The following is a 15054-nucleotide window of genomic DNA, read 5'->3' on the forward strand; positions in this document are numbered from 1 at the left end:
GTTCGGCTAACGTTGTTTCCCTGTTTCCACCGCCGACGCGCGAGAGTTCACTTCCCGGCCAGGCGGCATACTTCATAAGGAACTGATATGGGCATCTTTAGCTATAAGGATCTGGACGAAAACGCGTCAAAGGCGCTGTTTTCCGACGCCTTGGCCATCTCTACCTACGCTTACCACAATATCGATAACGGCTTCGATGAAGGCTATCACCAGACCGGTTTCGGGCTCGGTCTGCCGCTGACGCTGATCACGGCGCTCATCGGCAGCACCCAGTCGCAGGGCGGCCTGCCCGGCCTTCCCTGGAACCCCGACTCCGAACAGGCCGCGCAGGAAGCGGTGAACAATGCCGGCTGGTCGGTGATCAGCGCCACGCAGTTGGGTTACGCCGGCAAAACCGATGCGCGCGGCACCTACTACGGCGAGACCGCCGGTTACACCACCGCGCAGGCCGAGGTGCTGGGAAAATATGACAGCGAAGGCAATCTCACCGCCATTGGCATCTCATTTCGCGGCACCAGCGGCCCGCGCGAGTCGTTGATCGGCGATACCATCGGCGATGTGATTAACGATCTGCTGGCCGGGTTCGGGCCGAAAGGCTACGCCGACGGCTACACGCTGAAGGCGTTCGGCAACTTGCTGGGCGACGTGGCGAAATTCGCGCAGGCCCACGGGCTGAGCGGCGAGGACGTGGTGGTCAGCGGCCACAGCCTCGGCGGGCTGGCGGTCAACAGCATGGCGGCGCAGAGCGACGCCAACTGGGGCGGCTTCTACGCGCAGTCCAACTATGTCGCTTTCGCCTCGCCGACCCAGTACGAAGCCGGCGGCAAGGTGATCAACATCGGCTATGAGAACGATCCGGTGTTTCGCGCGCTCGACGGCACCTCGCTGACCCTGCCGTCATTGGGCGTTCACGATGCGCCGCATACCTCCGCCACCAACAATATCGTCAACTTCAACGATCACTACGCGTCGGACGCCTGGAATCTGTTGCCGTTCTCCATTCTCAACATTCCGACCTGGCTATCCCACCTGCCGTTCTTCTATCAGGACGGCCTGATACGGGTGCTGAACTCCGAGTTTTATTCGCTGACCGACAAAGACTCGACCATCATCGTCTCCAACCTGTCGAACGTGACGCGCGGCAGTACCTGGGTGGAAGACCTGAACCGCAACGCGGAAACGCACAGCGGGCCGACGTTTATCATCGGCAGCGACGGCAATGATTTGATCAAGGGCGGCAAAGGCAACGATTATCTCGAGGGCCGCGACGGCGACGATATCTTCCGCGACGCCGGCGGCTATAACCTGATCGCCGGCGGCAAAGGCCACAATATCTTCGATACCCAGCAGGCGTTGAAGAATACCGAGGTCGCCTACGACGGCAACACGCTTTACCTGCGCGACGCCAAGGGCGGCATTACGCTGGCGGACGACATCAGCACCCTGCGCAGCAAAGAAACCTCCTGGCTTATCTTCAACAAAGAAGTGGATCATCAGGTAACCGCCGCCGGATTGAAATCGGACTCAGGCCTCAAAGCCTATGCCGCCGCCGCCACCGGCGGCGACGGCGATGACGTCCTGCAGGCTCGCAGCCACGACGCCTGGCTGTTCGGCAACGCCGGCAACGACACGCTGATCGGCCACGCCGGCGGCAACCTGACCTTCGTCGGCGGCAGCGGCGATGACATCCTGAAGGGCGTCGGCAACGGCAACACCTTCCTGTTCAGCGGCGATTTCGGCCGCGACCAGCTGTATGGCTTCAACGCCAGCGATAAACTGGTATTTATCGGCACCGAAGGCGCCCGCGGCAATATCCGCGACTACGCCACGCAGCAAAACGACGATCTGGTGCTGGCCTTCGGCCACAGCCAGGTCACGCTGATCGGCGTCTCGCTCGATCACATCAGCACCGATCAGGTGGTGTTGGCCTAAAGATCGGCATAAAAAAAGCCGGGTGCTTTCGCCGCCCGGCTTTCCTCTTTCTGCCCGCCTTAAGGCACATCATACCCCAGCGCCGCCTTGCGAATGCGGAACCACTGCTGGCGGCTCAGCACCAGTTTCTGCGCCTTCAGCGCCGAACGCACTCGCTCAATCTTGCCGGAGCCGATGATTGGCAACGGCGACGACGGCAGACGCATCACCCAGGCGTACACCACCTGCTCGATGGTCTCCGCGCCGATCTCTTGCGCCACCCGCTGCAACTCGTCGCGCAGCGGCTGAAACTCGGCGTCGTTGAACAGGCGCCCGCCGCCCAGGCAGGACCAGGCCATCGGCTTGATGCGCAGTTGCTGGCACTGGTCGAGCGTGCCGTCGAGAATGGCCGGTTGGTGAATCGGCGAGATCTCCACCTGGTTGGTCGCCAGCGTGAACGGCAGACGCGACTGCAGCAGTTGGAACTGCGCGGGCGTAAAGTTGGATACGCCGAAATGGCGCACCTTGCCGCTTTTGTGCAACGCAACGAAGGCTTCGGCTACGTCGTCAGCGTCCATCAACGGATCCGGGCGGTGGATCAGCAGCAGATCGAGGTAATCGGTATGCAGATGGCGCAGTGACTGTTCCGCACTCTGCACGATATGATCGCGGTCGGTGATGTAATGCCCAATCGGGTTACCGGGCTTGGCGGTGGTGGCGATGCCGCACTTGGTCACCAATTCCAGCGACTGGCGTAGCGCCGGCTTCAGACGCAGCGCGTCGCCGAACGCCTGTTCGCAGGCATAGCCACCGTAGATATCGGCGTGATCGGCGGTGGTGACGCCCAGTTCGACATGCTGTTCGATGAACGTCAGCAGCTGCTGCGGTGACATGCCCCACTCCATCAACCGCCAGTAACCGCAAATCATGCGGGAAAATTCAGGCCCCTGCGGCGCGAGACGAATACGTTCTACCATTGCGAAAACCTCATGACATTAGTTGTCAGCCAGCATACACAAGCCGGTGATGCACAGGGAAGCGGTAAGCCACACGAACGTGCGGCAGATCAGGAAAGGTTAAAACAACGACGGCTGCTCCGGCAGCGGCTCGTCAGGCGCTTTATTGGCGCGCTGCAGCCGCAGGAAGCGTTGACGGCACAGGCGCAACACCTCGCGCTTTTGCGCATCACTCATGTTCATCCAGCCGAAACGCTCCTCGCGGCTGCGCAGGCAGCCACGGCAGAATCCACGATCGTCGGCCTGACAAATGCCGCGACACGGGCTGGGGATGTCGAAAAACTCAAGCTGCTGCGCCACGGGGCTCCTCCTGCGTTCTCTTGCTAATTGAAGACGCCATCGCCGCCGCTGGCAAGTCCCTTTTCTCCATTGCGGCGAAAATAGTCACGCAAATAGCGCAGCGCCTGGCGGCTTTTCTCCGGCATAGTGCGTTCCAGCGTCAGCGCGTGCAGCCGCAGCGGCGCCGGCCGCCACTCCGGCAACAGCAGCAACAGCTCGCCGCGCTGCAGTTCGTCGCCAATTTCATACAGCGGCTGAACGGAAATGCCCAGACCGGCGCGGGTAAAGGCGCGCATCACGTTCATGCTCTCGCTGACGATCTGTCCTTCCGCCAGCCGCAGCTTGACCTGCTGGCCGGACTGGTGCTGCAAATCCAGATGCGCCCCGCTGTAGCCGCTGGAGATCCAGCGGTGCTGTACCAAATCCTGCGGTTTTTCCGGCACCCCATGCTGGCTGAGGTAACGCGGTGCGGCGCACAGCACCATCGGCCACGCCGTCAGCGGATGCGCAATCATATTGGCGTCCGCCAGCTGCCGGTTGGCCCGCAGCGCAATGTCGACCCGCTGTTCTATCATATCGACGATGCGATCGTCCGCCAGCACTCGCAGCGTCAGCTTGGGATGCGCCTGCAACAGCGGCGACAACGCCTCCGCAAGCGATCGGCCGCCGATGCCGACCGGGGTGGCGATGCGCAGCTCCCCCACCAGCGTATCCCGCAGCTCCGCCAACCGCTGCTCCGCCTGCAGCGCCTGTTGCAGCATCGCCTCGCAGCCGGGATAGAACGCCGCTCCTGCCTCGGTCAGCGCCAGACGGCGGGTGGAACGATGCAGCAACGGCACCCCAAGCGCCTTCTCCAGCGAGCGCATGTGCTGGCTGACCGCCGACGGCGTCATGCCCAGTCGCCGTGCCGCACCGGCCAGCGAGCCCTCCGCCACCACGGTGGCGAATACCGCCATTCGATTGAGTTTATCCACGATTATGAAGTTTTACTTAATCAAGAAAGCATGAATATGGCACTAATCACGGCTATTGTTAAGGACTAGAGTAGAAACCACGCGGCAGGCACCTCGGCCTGCCTCACGATACTGAACCTATCCCCGAAGGAGCATACAGATGAAAGTAGCCATTATTGGAGCAACCGGTTTTGTTGGCCGCCGCGTGGTGGATGAAGCGCTGGCTCGCGGTATTCAGGTGACGGCAATCGCGCGCCAGAAAAAAGAGTTGCCGGAGCACGCCAATCTGACCGTCGCACTGGGCGACGTCGCCGATACGGCTTGGCTGGCGGGACAATTGCGCGGCCAGGATGCGGTGATCAGCGCCTACAACCCCGGCTGGGGCGAAGACAACCTGTATGAGAAAACCACCCGCGGCGCCCAGCAGATCCTCACCGCGGTCGAGCAGGCCGGCGTCAAACGCCTGTTGGTGGTCGGCGGAGCCGGCAGCCTGGAAGTGGCGCCGGGCGTTGAACTGGTGGATACGCCGCAGTTCCCGGAAAATATCCGCCCCGGTGCGCAGGCGGTGCGCGATCTGCGCAACAAACTGCGTAACGAGTCGGCACTCGACTGGACCTATCTTTCGCCGGCCGCCCTGCTGGAGCCGGGCAAACGCACCGGCCAGTTCCGCCTCGGCACCACGCAACTGCTGATGAACGGCGAAGCGCCGGCCAGCATTTCGGTGGAAGACCTGGCGGTCGCTATCGTTGATGAGATTGAAAAGCCTCAGTTTATTCGCGCGCAATTCACCGCCGCCTACTAAACCGCCCCGCCGCCAGGCCGCTCGGCCTGGCGTTTTCCGCGTATTCTTCGCTGCCAGTAATCTGAGTTTCTAAGGTTTTCTTAAGTTTCATCCGGTAGATTTCAAGGCATTATCTACTTTCAGGATCCCGATTTGGCAATGTGGTTACGTCAACGCTTACGGTGCAACAGCCTCGGTTTTACCCTCGCCGCCGCCCTGTTCTTCACTTTATTTCAGAACGCCTTATTCCTGCAGCGCGCCTGGTCGTATATCACCTTCGATAGCGCCCACAGCGTGATTTTCGCCGCCAGCATGCCGGTGGTGATCTTCTGTGCGTTGAATATCATCTTCAGCGTGTTGACCGTGCCCTACCTGCGCAAGCCGCTGATCATCTTTTTCTTGCTCGGCAGCGCCGCAGCCAACTATTTCATGTTCAGCTATGGTGTGGTGATCGACGGCAACATGATGCAAAACGCCTTCGAAACCAACCCTCAGGAGGCGACCGCGCTGCTGACGCCGCGCATGGGATTGTGGCTGACGCTGCTCGGCATTCTGCCGGCGGTGGCGGTCTGCTTCACCCAAATTCGCCAGACTCGCCCCTGGTGGTACATGGTCGGACTGCGCGCCGCCAACGTCATGCTGTCGTTGGTGGTGATCCTGATCGTCGCCGCGCTGTTCTACAAAGACTACGCTTCGCTGATCCGCAACAATAAAAGCGTGGTGAAGATGTTGACGCCTTCCAACTTCGTGGCCGGCACCATCAAGTTTACCGAACAGCGTTACTTCACCCGCAATCTGCCGCTGGTCAAGATCGGCGAAGATGCGCGTAAAGGGCCGCTGATCGCCAGGCAGGCCAAGAAAACGCTGGTGATCCTGGTCGTGGGAGAAACCGCCCGCGCCGAAAACTTCTCCCTCGGCGGCTATGAACGCGAAACCAACCCGCGCCTCAAGCAGGACAACGTGGTCTATTTCAAGAACGCCAGCTCTTGCGGCACCGAAACGGCGATCTCCGTGCCCTGCATGTTCTCCAACATGCCACGCAAGGAGTACGACGCGACCCAGGCGACGCACCAGGAAGGCATGCTCGACGTGCTGGCGCATGCCGGCGTCAATGTGCTGTGGCGCGATAACGACGGCGGCTGCAAAGGCGCCTGCGACCGGGTGCCGCACATCGACATGACCAAGCTGAAACCGCAGCAGGACTGCGACGGCGAGGTTTGCATGGACAACGTGCTGTTGTACAAGCTGAACGACTACATCAATAGCCTGAAAGACGACGGCGTGATCGTGCTGCACCAGATGGGCAGCCACGGCCCGGCTTACTACCGCCGCAGCACGCCAGAATTCCAGGCGTTTTCGCCGACCTGCAACAGTAATCAGATCCAGGATTGCAGCCATGAACAATTGGTGAACACCTACGACAACTCAATCCTGTATACCGACGCGATGCTCGATGCCACCATCAAGCTGCTGCGGCAGTATGACGACCGTTTCAATACCGCGCTGGTCTATTTGTCCGATCATGGCGAATCGCTGGGGGAAAACGGCATGTATCTGCACGGCACGCCTTATGTCTTCGCACCGAGCCAGCAAACGCACGTGCCTTTCCTGATGTGGATGTCGGCCGACTATCAGCGCAATTTCGGCATCGATCGCCAGTGTCTGAATACGCTGGCGGAAAAGGACGAGGTTTCGCAGGACAACCTGTTCCACACCCTGTTGGGTATGCTGAACGTACAAACCCGCGAATATCAATCCCAGTTGGATATCCTGCAACGCTGCCGCAACGCGGCGTAGCGCTTAACTTCCGCGTGCCGCTGGGGCACAATAGTTTGCAGACAAACCGGCGTTTTGTGCGCCGGTTTTTTTATTCCCATTGACCTAGACCAATCGGTCTATTATGCTCGGCACCATGATGACCAAATCAACGCATTGCAACGTGGATACACGTGAACATCTGCTCGCCACCGGCGAAACCCTCAGCCTGCGCCTGGGCTTTACCGGCATGGGGCTGAGCGAACTGCTGGCCACCGCGGGCGTGCCGAAAGGCTCGTTCTACCACTATTTTCGCTCGAAGGAAGCCTTCGGCGAAGCGATGCTGCAGCGCTATTTCGCGCATTATGATGCAGAAATGCAGGCTCTGTTTGCCGACAGGCGCGGTGATGCCCGCCACCAGCTGCTCGGCTATTACGCCCAGGCTATCAGCTACCACTGCCGCAGCGAATGCCACAACGCCTGCCTGGCGGTGAAGCTTTCCGCCGAGGTGAGCGATCTGTCGGAACCGATGCGCCATGCGCTGGAAACGGGCACCGCTCGCGTGATCGGCCACCTTCAGGAGGCCATCGAGCGCGGTATCGCCGAGGGCTCGCTGTCGGTAGCCATGAGCCCGGCGGCAACCGCAGAAACGCTGTATTCACTGTGGCTCGGCGCCACGTTGCGCGCCAAGATCCGTCACTCGCTGGCGCCGTTGACCAGCGCGCTGGAAAGCATCGAGTTGCTGCTGCGCCCGCCGCAACCGTAACGGTAACAACTTATTTTTATTGAAAAAATGCAGTTCATGGTTTTTTATCGCCCATTACTAGACGACCGGTCTATTAAATACAGGATGCACTATGAAGACTGAAAAATTGCTCTCTCCGCTGAAGGTTGGTGCCATCACCCTGCCCAACCGCGTGTTTATGGCTCCGCTGACGCGTTTGCGCAGCATCGAGCCGGGCGATATTCCTACGCCGCTGATGGCGGAATATTACGCACAGCGCGCCAGCGCCGGCCTGATCGTGACCGAAGCGACCCAGGTTTCCTTCCAGGCGAAAGGCTACGCCGGTGCGCCGGGGTTGCATACGCCGGAGCAGATCGCCGCATGGAAAAACATCACGCAGGCAGTGCATGACAACAACGGCCATATCGCCGTGCAGCTGTGGCACGTAGGCCGCATTTCCCACGCCAGCCTGCAGCCAGGCGGGCAAGCACCGGTCGCGCCTTCGGCCATCAACGCTGAAACCCGCACCACCGTGCGTGATGAAACCGGCGCCTGGGTGCGCGTGCCGACCTCCACGCCGCGCGCGCTGGAAACCAGCGAGATCCCGGGCATCATCAACGATTTCCGCCAGGCAACCGCCAACGCGCGCGAAGCCGGTTTCGATTTCATCGAACTGCATGCTGCCCACGGCTATCTGCTGCACCAGTTCATGTCACCGGCTTCCAACCAACGTACCGATCAATACGGTGGCAGCATTGAGAATCGCACCCGCCTGACGCTGGAAGTGGTCGACGCCACCATCGCCGAATGGGGTGCCGAACACATCGGTATCCGTATCTCGCCGCTGGGGCCGTTCAACGGGCTGGACAACGGCGAAGATCAGGAAGAAGCGGCGCTGTATCTGGTGGAAGAGCTGAATAAGCGCAATATCGCTTACCTGCACATCTCCGAACCTGACTGGGCCGGCGGCAAACCGTATTCCGACGCCTTCCGCGACTCGGTGCGCGCCCACTTTAAAGGGGTGATCGTCGGTGCCGGCGCCTACACCGCCGAAAAAGCCGAAGCATTGATCGAAAAAGGTTTCATCGACGCGGTGGCCTTCGGCCGCAGCTACATCGCCAACCCGGATCTGGTCGAGCGTTTCCGCCAGCACGCCCCGCTGAACGAACCTAAGCCGGAAACCTTCTACGGCGGCGGCGCCGAAGGCTATACCGACTATCCGTTTCTGGCGAAGTAACCTGTCCTGACCCCAACGGCCACGCAATCGCATGGCCGTTTTTTATGCGTCGCGCGCAAAGCAAAAAGGCCCGCACGAGGCGGGCCGGTGTTCCCTGGTGTTGATCTTTATTGTCGTTCGATTTTTACACGATCGCCGCTGGAATAGATAATTGATTGTGCAGATCAATTACTCTGTATCGATCGGTACACTCGATCAATATTTAGACACCCTCGACGCGAGACCACGAAGTGACATTGTCACTAACTTGTCACGTTGAATTCCCTTGCGGGACAAGGCTATACTCGCTTGTGCTTCAATCCACCCGCCGTCTGCCACGGCACAGTCAATTCAGAGGAATTATGCGCTTACTCCATACCATGATCCGCGTCGGTGACCTGCAACGCGCCATCGACTTCTACACCAAGGTATTAGGCATGCGTCTGCTGCGCACCAGCGAAAACCCGGAGTACAAATACTCCCTGGCTTTCGTCGGCTATACGGAAGAGAGCGAAGGCGCAGTTATCGAACTGACCTATAACTGGGGCACCGACAGCTACGATATGGGCACCGCCTTCGGCCACCTGGCGCTGGGCGTGGATGACGTTGCCGCCACCTGCGACAGCATCCGTCGCGCCGGCGGCAAGGTCACCCGCGAAGCCGGCCCGGTGAAAGGCGGTACCACGGTTATCGCCTTCGTCGAAGATCCGGACGGCTACAAAATCGAGCTGATCGAAAACAAACACGCCGGTCAGGGCCTTGGCCACTAAGCCCCCCCTTCAGGGCGCGTTGGCGCCCTGCTGATTCTCCGCGCGATAGCGCCTGCAACCGGGCGCAAAATTTGCCATAATGCGCGCTGCATTCGATGAAGATAAGAAACTGATGGCCGAGAAAAGTGATCTTAACGCCCTGAGTGGTCGTTTTCGTGGGTTTTATCCCGTAGTAATAGATGTTGAAACCGCCGGCTTCAACGCCAATACCGATGCGTTGCTGGAGATCGCCGCCGTCACGCTGAAAATGGATGAGGACGGCTGGCTGCAGCGGGACGAAACCCTGCACTTCCACGTGGAGCCTTTCGAGGGCGCCAACCTGCAGCCGGAAGCGCTGGCGTTTAACGGCATCGATCCGCACAATCCGCTGCGCGGCGCGGTCAGCGAATATGACGCGCTGCACGCCATTTTCAAAGCGGTGCGTAAAGGGCTCAAGGATCGCGGTTGCAATCGCGCCATTATCGTGGCGCACAACGCCAACTTCGATCACAGCTTTTTGATGGCCGCGGCCGAACGCGCCGGCCTGAAGCGCAACCCGTTCCATCCGTTCGCCACCTTCGACACCGCCGCGTTGAGCGGCCTGGTGCTGGGGCAAACGGTGCTGGCCAAAGCCTGCATCGCCGCCGGCATGCCGTTCGACAGCAGCCAGGCGCACTCCGCGCTGTACGACACCGAGCAAACCGCCCTGCTGTTTTGCGAGCTGGTTAACCGCTGGAAACGTCTCGGCGGCTGGCCGCTGCCCGCCGGCGATCTCGCCGAATAAAACCAACAAAAAAGGCGGCCCAGTTTGCACTGGCGCCGCCCGTTACGCGATAATCGCAAGCCCGTCGATTAAGACTGCTGGTCTTCCTGCGCTTTATACTTTTCTGCCGTTTCTTTGATCAGTTGCTGCAGTTCGCCGCGCTGATACATCTCGATGATGATATCGCAACCGCCGACCAGCTCACCATCTACCCACAGCTGCGGGAACGTCGGCCAGTTGGCGTATTTTGGCAGCTCGGCGCGGATGTCCGGGTTCTGCAAAATGTCCACATAGGCGAAACGCTCGCCGCAGGCGGACAGCGCTTGCACAGCCTGCGCGGAAAAGCCGCAGCTCGGCAGCTTTGGCGAACCTTTCATGTACAGCAGAATCGGGTTTTCAGCGATCTGGTGCTGAATTTTTTCAAGTGTCGTCGTCATTTATTGCTTCCTCAAGCCACATTTCATGGCTACAACATGCATCACGCGGGCTATTGTAGCGGCTGGAACAGTCGCAAGAAAACGCCATCTTTTGCAAGGATATTCGCCCGCCGCCGATCGCGTTTCACCGGCCACGTCATTCCGGTCAAAACATACGTTGAGAATAACATTTTTAATCCGACCATTTCACTAATATATTGCGCCGCGATGCCGGCGCGGCTTAATTATATCCGCCACCGTCGCCTGGCGCTTTTTTATACATCAACAGGCTGATTTTAAACCAAAAAAAATGTCATTAACGTTTTCTCACAATATGGATTATTATTTATGAGTTCTTCGCTGTTTTATATGGTGAAGTTCGGGAATACTGTAACTCTTTCGATATCCGTTTCGGGGCCAAGGTTGGTGACGTCGACATGCGTTTAATTCTTACGCTCTTTGCGCTGCTGTTTACGCAGCTCTTCTTCAATTTGGCGCACGCTGCGCCACAGGCGCGCGTTGCTGCCGAGCAGCGTAAAAGCCATGCTAATGAAGCGCGGCCCGATGACCGCAGAAAAAAGAAAGCGGATAAAGCCGCCAAAAAAGCCAAAGTGACGGCCCCCGAGAAAAAAACCAAGACCGCCAAGGCCAAAAGCGAGAAAAGCGCGAAAAAGATCGTCAGCGCCAAACCCAAGGCCAAAGCGCAGAAAACCGCCAAGATTAAAGTCACTCCGCCGAAAAAGGGCTATAAAAAAGGCTATGGCCGCCACCGCGACGCCGGTATGGCCACCGCCAAACTGGCGCGTGAAGAAAAGCCGTTAAAACTCAGCCCGGCGCACAAAAAACGTTACCAGCATGCCAAACAGACCGCGATGGCCAAGCTGATGGATCAGATGGGCAAGCCTTACCGCTGGGGCGGCAGCTCGCCGCGCACCGGCTTCGACTGCAGCGGCCTTATCTATTACGCCTATAAGGACGTGGTGAAAATCAAGATGCCGCGCACCGCCAACGAAATGTATCACCTGCGCGACGCGGCGCCGATCAAGAAAAGCGAACTGGAAAGCGGCGATTTGGTGTTCTTCCGCATCAATAACCGCGGCGTGGCGGACCATGTCGGCGTCTATCTCGGCAACGGCAAATTCATCCAGTCGCCGCGCACCGGCGAAGAGATCCGCATCAGCCAGCTCGACAACGACTATTGGCAAAACCATTACATCGGCGCACGCCGCGTAGTGACGCCGAAAACCATCCGTTAATTCCCTGTTCTGCGCGGTTGCGGCCCCGGTCGCAACCGCCTGCTCAAGCTATCGCCCATCGCACTCCCCCACGCGCATTTCTCGCTTTTCCTCCTGTTTTTTATGATGAAAATTGTTAAGATTGAATGACCACAATAAAAAACGGCCCATCTGGCTCCCGCCTGGGCGGGAAGAAAGTGGCGCTGTAAAGGAGGAAGCAATGTCGTTTGAATTACCTGCATTACCGTATGAGAAAAACGCGCTCGAGCCGCACATCTCCGCCGAGACCCTGGAATACCACTACGGCAAACACCACAATACCTACGTGGTTAACCTGAACAACCTGGTGAAAGGCAGCGAGTTCGAGGGCAAATCGCTCGAAGAGATCATCAAGACCTCCAACGGCGGCGTGTTCAACAACGCCGCGCAGGTGTGGAACCACACCTTCTACTGGCACTGCCTGTCGCCACAGGGCGGCGGTGAACCGCAGGGCGAACTGGCGGCGGCAATCGTCAAATCCTTCGGCTCTTTCGCTGCGTTCAAAGAGCAGTTCACCGATGCCGCCGTGAAAAACTTCGGCGCCGGCTGGACCTGGCTGGTGAAAAAACCGGACGGCGCGCTGGCGATCGTCAACACCTCCAACGCGGCAACTCCGCTGACCGGTGAAGATAAACCGCTGCTGACCGTTGACGTGTGGGAACACGCGTATTACATCGATTACCGCAATGCGCGTCCAAAATACCTGGAAAACTTCTGGGCGTTGGTCAACTGGAAATTTGCGGCGGAAAACCTGGCGTAAACGCAGGCCTTGCCTAAGTGATGAGGCGCAGCCAGGCTGCGCCTTTTTTATAACTGGCGGGAGATCAGTTCAACGCGGCGACAAAGCTGAAAGCGATGATCATCGCCAACGCGCCGACGGTAGTGAACAGAGACATCTTCAGATCGGTATCCATGACAACTCCTTTAAAATAGGCTTTCCTAAGGATAAAAGGCGCACAATTAGTACGTCAAATCATTTTCCCACAGTTCGCCGATAAAATCTTGTTATCATTTCCCGGTTTATAATCTCGATTACCTCTTCCACTTTTGTTCAATATGCGACAAAATTCGCAGTTCACAACTGCGTACCGGCATCCATGCCCCTCCTGATTAAGCGCTGAAGACTTCAACACACTAAAAACTCAGTTTTCGCTTCTCTGGAGAAGGATCTACGTAGGCAAACGATTAACATCACACTTACATGCTGTAAACATGTGAGTTCAGGAGTCATTCCTTACATGGCAACGATTAAAGATGTGGCCAAACGCGCGGGCGTTTCCACCACCACCGTTTCGCACGTCATCAATAAGACTCGTTTCGTCGCCGAAGAGACCAAAGCGGCCGTGTGGGCCGCGATCAAAGAGCTGCACTACTCGCCGAGCGCCGTGGCGCGCAGCCTGAAAGTCAATCACACCAAGTCTATCGGTCTGCTGGCCACCTCGAGCGAAGCGCCCTATTTTGCCGAAGTGATCGAGGCGGTGGAAAACAGCTGCTACAGCAAAGGTTACACCCTGATCCTGTGCAACTCGCACAACAATCTGGACAAGCAGCGCGCCTACCTGGCGATGCTGGCGCAAAAGCGCGTCGACGGCCTGCTGGTCATGTGTTCCGAATACCCGGATCAACTGCTGGGCATGCTGGAGGACTACCGTAATATCCCGATGGTGGTGATGGACTGGGGCGCCGCGCGCGGCGACTTCACCGACACCATCATCGATAACGCGTTCGAAGGCGGCTATCTGGCCGGCCGTTACCTGATCGAGCGCGGTCACCGCGATATCGGCGCCATCCCGGGCCAGCTGTCGCGCAACACCGGCGGCGGCCGTCATCAGGGCTTTATGAAGGCGCTGCAGGAAGCGCATATCGACATTCGCGAAGAGTGGATCGTCCAGGGTGACTTCGAGCCGGAGTCCGGCTACAAGGCGATGCACCAAATCCTGTCGCAAAAACAGCGGCCGACCGCGGTATTTTGCGGCGGTGACATCATGGCGATGGGCGCCATCTGCGCCGCTGACGAGCTGGGGCTGCGAGTGCCGCAGGATATTTCCGTGATCGGCTATGACAACGTGCGCAACGCCCGCTACTTCACCCCGGCGCTGACCACCATTCACCAGCCTAAAGAGCGTCTGGGAGAAATGGCCTTCACCATGCTGCTGGATCGCATCATCAGCAAGCGCGAAGAATCGCAGGTGATCGAGGTGCATCCGAAGCTGGTGGAACGCCGTTCGGTCGCCGACGGTCCATTCATCGACTACCGTCGCTAATCCCCTGAGCCGGAAGCCTGCACGGCTTCCGGCGCCGCCTCGCTCAGCCACTCCTGATTCAGCGTCTCCCCATCGCCCAGATACGCCAGCAGCCAACTCATCGCCGGCGACGGTTTATCCTGCTGCCAGGTCAGGCAGCAAGGGCTGGCGGGAAACGGCTGCTGCAGCTGCAACGCCTTCAGCTCACCGCGCTGCACCAGCGGCAGCGCCCGATGCGCCGGCATCATGCCGACGCACAGCCCGGCGCACAGACAGTCGAGCGCCGATGTCCAGTCCGGCACCACCAGCCGCCGCTGGTTATCCAGCGTCCAGGTGACGCGCTTGGGCAGATTGCGCGAGGTGTCTTCCAGACAAAGCGCAGGGTACGGCCTCAACCGATCGTCATTTAACGGCCCTGCCAGCTGCGCCAGCGGATGCTGTGGGCTGACTACGCACAGCCAGTTCATATCCCCCATGTCGCGGAAGGCAAAGCCGCCGCCGACCGGCACCGCGCGCGTGGCGCCGATCGCCATGTCCACCCTGCCGTCCACCAACGCATCCCAAACGCCGTTGAACACTTCGGGTTGCAGCATCAGTTCAACATCGGGGAAATGGCGGTAGAAATCCAGCACCAGCTGGCGGCTGCGCTGGGGTTTGACGATGATGTCGACTGCGATATTCAGCTGGCCGCGCCACCCGTTGGCCACCTGCTGACAGTGGCGGCGGGTGTCGAGCATTTTTTTGATAACAACTCGCGCATCCTTGATAAACAGCGCGCCGGCCGGCGTCAACTCCACATCACGGTGACGCCGCTCAAACAGCGGCACCGCCAGCCATTGTTCCAGTTGCCGCACGGTATAGCTCACTGCCGACGGCACCCGGTGCAGCTCCTGCGCCGCCGCGCTGAAACTGCCGGTGCGCGCCACCGCGTCAACAACTTCAAGAGAATATTCAGACCACATCGCTTTGCCTTC

16 protein-coding genes are annotated in these 15054 nt (G+C 59.1%); 10 read left to right on the top strand and 6 right to left on the bottom strand.

Going from position 1 to position 15054, the window contains the following annotated elements; translation table 11 throughout:
- Window positions 1-87: 87 nt before the first annotated feature.
- Window positions 88-1932 carry a polyurethane esterase gene (locus ACJ8IJ_RS18270; RefSeq protein WP_442518435.1) on the top strand — a complete coding sequence of 615 codons (1845 nt, stop codon included), beginning with the start codon at window positions 88-90 and terminating at the stop codon, window positions 1930-1932.
- Window positions 1933-1991: 59 nt separating this feature from the next.
- On the opposite strand, the gene ACJ8IJ_RS18275 is transcribed toward ACJ8IJ_RS18270, so the two are convergent.
- From ACJ8IJ_RS18275 to ACJ8IJ_RS18285, 3 genes are all read right to left on the bottom strand, one after another.
- A complete protein-coding gene (locus tag ACJ8IJ_RS18275) occupies window positions 1992-2888 on the bottom strand; it encodes an aldo/keto reductase (protein WP_004931312.1) in 897 nt (298 codons plus the stop codon).
- Between the two features lie 99 nt (window positions 2889-2987).
- Entirely contained in the window at window positions 2988-3227 is a 240-nt protein-coding gene (locus ACJ8IJ_RS18280; RefSeq protein ID WP_015377731.1) for a DUF1289 domain-containing protein, read from the bottom strand.
- A gap of 23 nt (window positions 3228-3250) precedes the next feature.
- Window positions 3251-4180: a LysR substrate-binding domain-containing protein gene (locus ACJ8IJ_RS18285; RefSeq protein ID WP_193152098.1), complete on the bottom strand. Its 930-nt coding sequence runs from the start codon at window positions 4178-4180 to the stop codon at window positions 3251-3253.
- A gap of 139 nt (window positions 4181-4319) precedes the next feature.
- Between ACJ8IJ_RS18285 and ACJ8IJ_RS18290 the strand changes: the two genes are divergently transcribed.
- The 6 genes from ACJ8IJ_RS18290 (at window position 4320) to rnt (ending at window position 10168) form a co-directional block, all read left to right on the top strand.
- Window positions 4320-4961, top strand: a complete 642-nt coding sequence (locus tag ACJ8IJ_RS18290; protein WP_004931317.1) for an NAD(P)-dependent oxidoreductase — start codon at window positions 4320-4322, stop codon at window positions 4959-4961.
- Window positions 4962-5099: 138 nt separating this feature from the next.
- Window positions 5100-6737: a phosphoethanolamine transferase EptA gene (gene eptA / locus ACJ8IJ_RS18295; protein WP_004931319.1), complete on the top strand. Its 1638-nt coding sequence runs from the start codon at window positions 5100-5102 to the stop codon at window positions 6735-6737.
- Between the two features lie 103 nt (window positions 6738-6840).
- The gene (locus tag ACJ8IJ_RS18300; protein ID WP_021505463.1) at window positions 6841-7461 is read left to right on the top strand and encodes a TetR/AcrR family transcriptional regulator; all 621 of its coding nucleotides are present in this window, start codon (window positions 6841-6843) and stop codon (window positions 7459-7461) included.
- A gap of 91 nt (window positions 7462-7552) precedes the next feature.
- On the top strand, window positions 7553-8656 hold the full coding sequence (locus ACJ8IJ_RS18305) for an alkene reductase (RefSeq protein ID WP_004931322.1): 1104 nt from the start codon (window positions 7553-7555) through the stop codon (window positions 8654-8656).
- A 341-nt stretch (window positions 8657-8997) separates the two neighbouring features.
- Window positions 8998-9405 (top strand): lactoylglutathione lyase, encoded by a 408-nt coding sequence (gene gloA, locus ACJ8IJ_RS18310; RefSeq protein ID WP_004931325.1) that lies wholly within the window; start codon window positions 8998-9000, stop codon window positions 9403-9405.
- 79 nt (window positions 9406-9484) lie between these two features.
- Entirely contained in the window at window positions 9485-10168 is a 684-nt protein-coding gene (gene rnt, locus ACJ8IJ_RS18315; protein ID WP_016927925.1) for a ribonuclease T, read from the top strand.
- Between the two features lie 68 nt (window positions 10169-10236).
- Here the strand turns inward: rnt and ACJ8IJ_RS18320 are convergent, their stop codons facing one another.
- Window positions 10237-10584 (bottom strand): Grx4 family monothiol glutaredoxin, encoded by a 348-nt coding sequence (locus ACJ8IJ_RS18320; RefSeq protein WP_004931329.1) that lies wholly within the window; start codon window positions 10582-10584, stop codon window positions 10237-10239.
- A gap of 416 nt (window positions 10585-11000) precedes the next feature.
- On the opposite strand from ACJ8IJ_RS18320, the gene ACJ8IJ_RS18325 reads away from it, so the two are divergent.
- Together ACJ8IJ_RS18325 and sodB are read left to right on the top strand one after the other, a co-directional pair.
- Window positions 11001-11819, top strand: a complete 819-nt coding sequence (locus ACJ8IJ_RS18325) for a C40 family peptidase (RefSeq protein ID WP_004931330.1) — start codon at window positions 11001-11003, stop codon at window positions 11817-11819.
- Window positions 11820-12018: 199 nt separating this feature from the next.
- Window positions 12019-12597 (top strand): superoxide dismutase [Fe], encoded by a 579-nt coding sequence (gene sodB, locus ACJ8IJ_RS18330; protein WP_021505464.1) that lies wholly within the window; start codon window positions 12019-12021, stop codon window positions 12595-12597.
- Between the two features lie 64 nt (window positions 12598-12661).
- Here the strand turns inward: sodB and cydH are convergent, their stop codons facing one another.
- Entirely contained in the window at window positions 12662-12751 is a 90-nt protein-coding gene (gene cydH / locus ACJ8IJ_RS18335) for a cytochrome bd-I oxidase subunit CydH (protein ID WP_004931335.1), read from the bottom strand.
- 324 nt (window positions 12752-13075) lie between these two features.
- On the opposite strand from cydH, the gene purR reads away from it, so the two are divergent.
- Complete coding sequence (gene purR / locus ACJ8IJ_RS18340; RefSeq protein ID WP_004931336.1) at window positions 13076-14101, top strand: HTH-type transcriptional repressor PurR; 1026 nt, start codon at window positions 13076-13078, stop codon at window positions 14099-14101.
- On the opposite strand, the gene punR is transcribed toward purR, so the two are convergent.
- Complete coding sequence (punR, locus tag ACJ8IJ_RS18345; RefSeq protein WP_442518436.1) at window positions 14098-15042, bottom strand: DNA-binding transcriptional activator PunR; 945 nt, start codon at window positions 15040-15042, stop codon at window positions 14098-14100. The genes purR and punR overlap by 4 nt on opposite strands.
- Window positions 15043-15054 lie beyond the last annotated feature (12 nt).

Origin of the sequence: Serratia sp. CY40230, from assembly GCF_052168835.1 — a bacterium.
Taxonomy (GTDB): Bacteria; Pseudomonadota; Gammaproteobacteria; order Enterobacterales; family Enterobacteriaceae; genus Serratia; species Serratia nematodiphila.

Bases quoted from the DNA above. Each gene is read 5' to 3' on its own strand.
- ACJ8IJ_RS18270 (WP_442518435.1), top strand. From the start codon at position 88: ATGGGCATCTTTAGCTATAAGGATCTGGACGAAAACGCGTCAAAGGCG.
- ACJ8IJ_RS18275 (WP_004931312.1), bottom strand. From the start codon at position 2,888: ATGGTAGAACGTATTCGTCTCGCGCCGCAGGGGCCTGAATTTTCCCGC.
- ACJ8IJ_RS18290 (WP_004931317.1), top strand. From the start codon at position 4,320: ATGAAAGTAGCCATTATTGGAGCAACCGGTTTTGTTGGCCGCCGCGTG.
- eptA (WP_004931319.1), top strand. From the start codon at position 5,100: ATGTGGTTACGTCAACGCTTACGGTGCAACAGCCTCGGTTTTACCCTC.
- ACJ8IJ_RS18300 (WP_021505463.1), top strand. From the start codon at position 6,841: ATGCTCGGCACCATGATGACCAAATCAACGCATTGCAACGTGGATACA.
- ACJ8IJ_RS18305 (WP_004931322.1), top strand. From the start codon at position 7,553: ATGAAGACTGAAAAATTGCTCTCTCCGCTGAAGGTTGGTGCCATCACC.
- gloA (WP_004931325.1), top strand. From the start codon at position 8,998: ATGCGCTTACTCCATACCATGATCCGCGTCGGTGACCTGCAACGCGCC.
- rnt (WP_016927925.1), top strand. From the start codon at position 9,485: ATGCGCGCTGCATTCGATGAAGATAAGAAACTGATGGCCGAGAAAAGT.
- ACJ8IJ_RS18320 (WP_004931329.1), bottom strand. From the start codon at position 10,584: ATGACGACGACACTTGAAAAAATTCAGCACCAGATCGCTGAAAACCCG.
- ACJ8IJ_RS18325 (WP_004931330.1), top strand. From the start codon at position 11,001: ATGCGTTTAATTCTTACGCTCTTTGCGCTGCTGTTTACGCAGCTCTTC.
- sodB (WP_021505464.1), top strand. From the start codon at position 12,019: ATGTCGTTTGAATTACCTGCATTACCGTATGAGAAAAACGCGCTCGAG.
- cydH (WP_004931335.1), bottom strand. From the start codon at position 12,751: ATGGATACCGATCTGAAGATGTCTCTGTTCACTACCGTCGGCGCGTTG.
- purR (WP_004931336.1), top strand. From the start codon at position 13,076: ATGGCAACGATTAAAGATGTGGCCAAACGCGCGGGCGTTTCCACCACC.
- punR (WP_442518436.1), bottom strand. From the start codon at position 15,042: ATGTGGTCTGAATATTCTCTTGAAGTTGTTGACGCGGTGGCGCGCACC.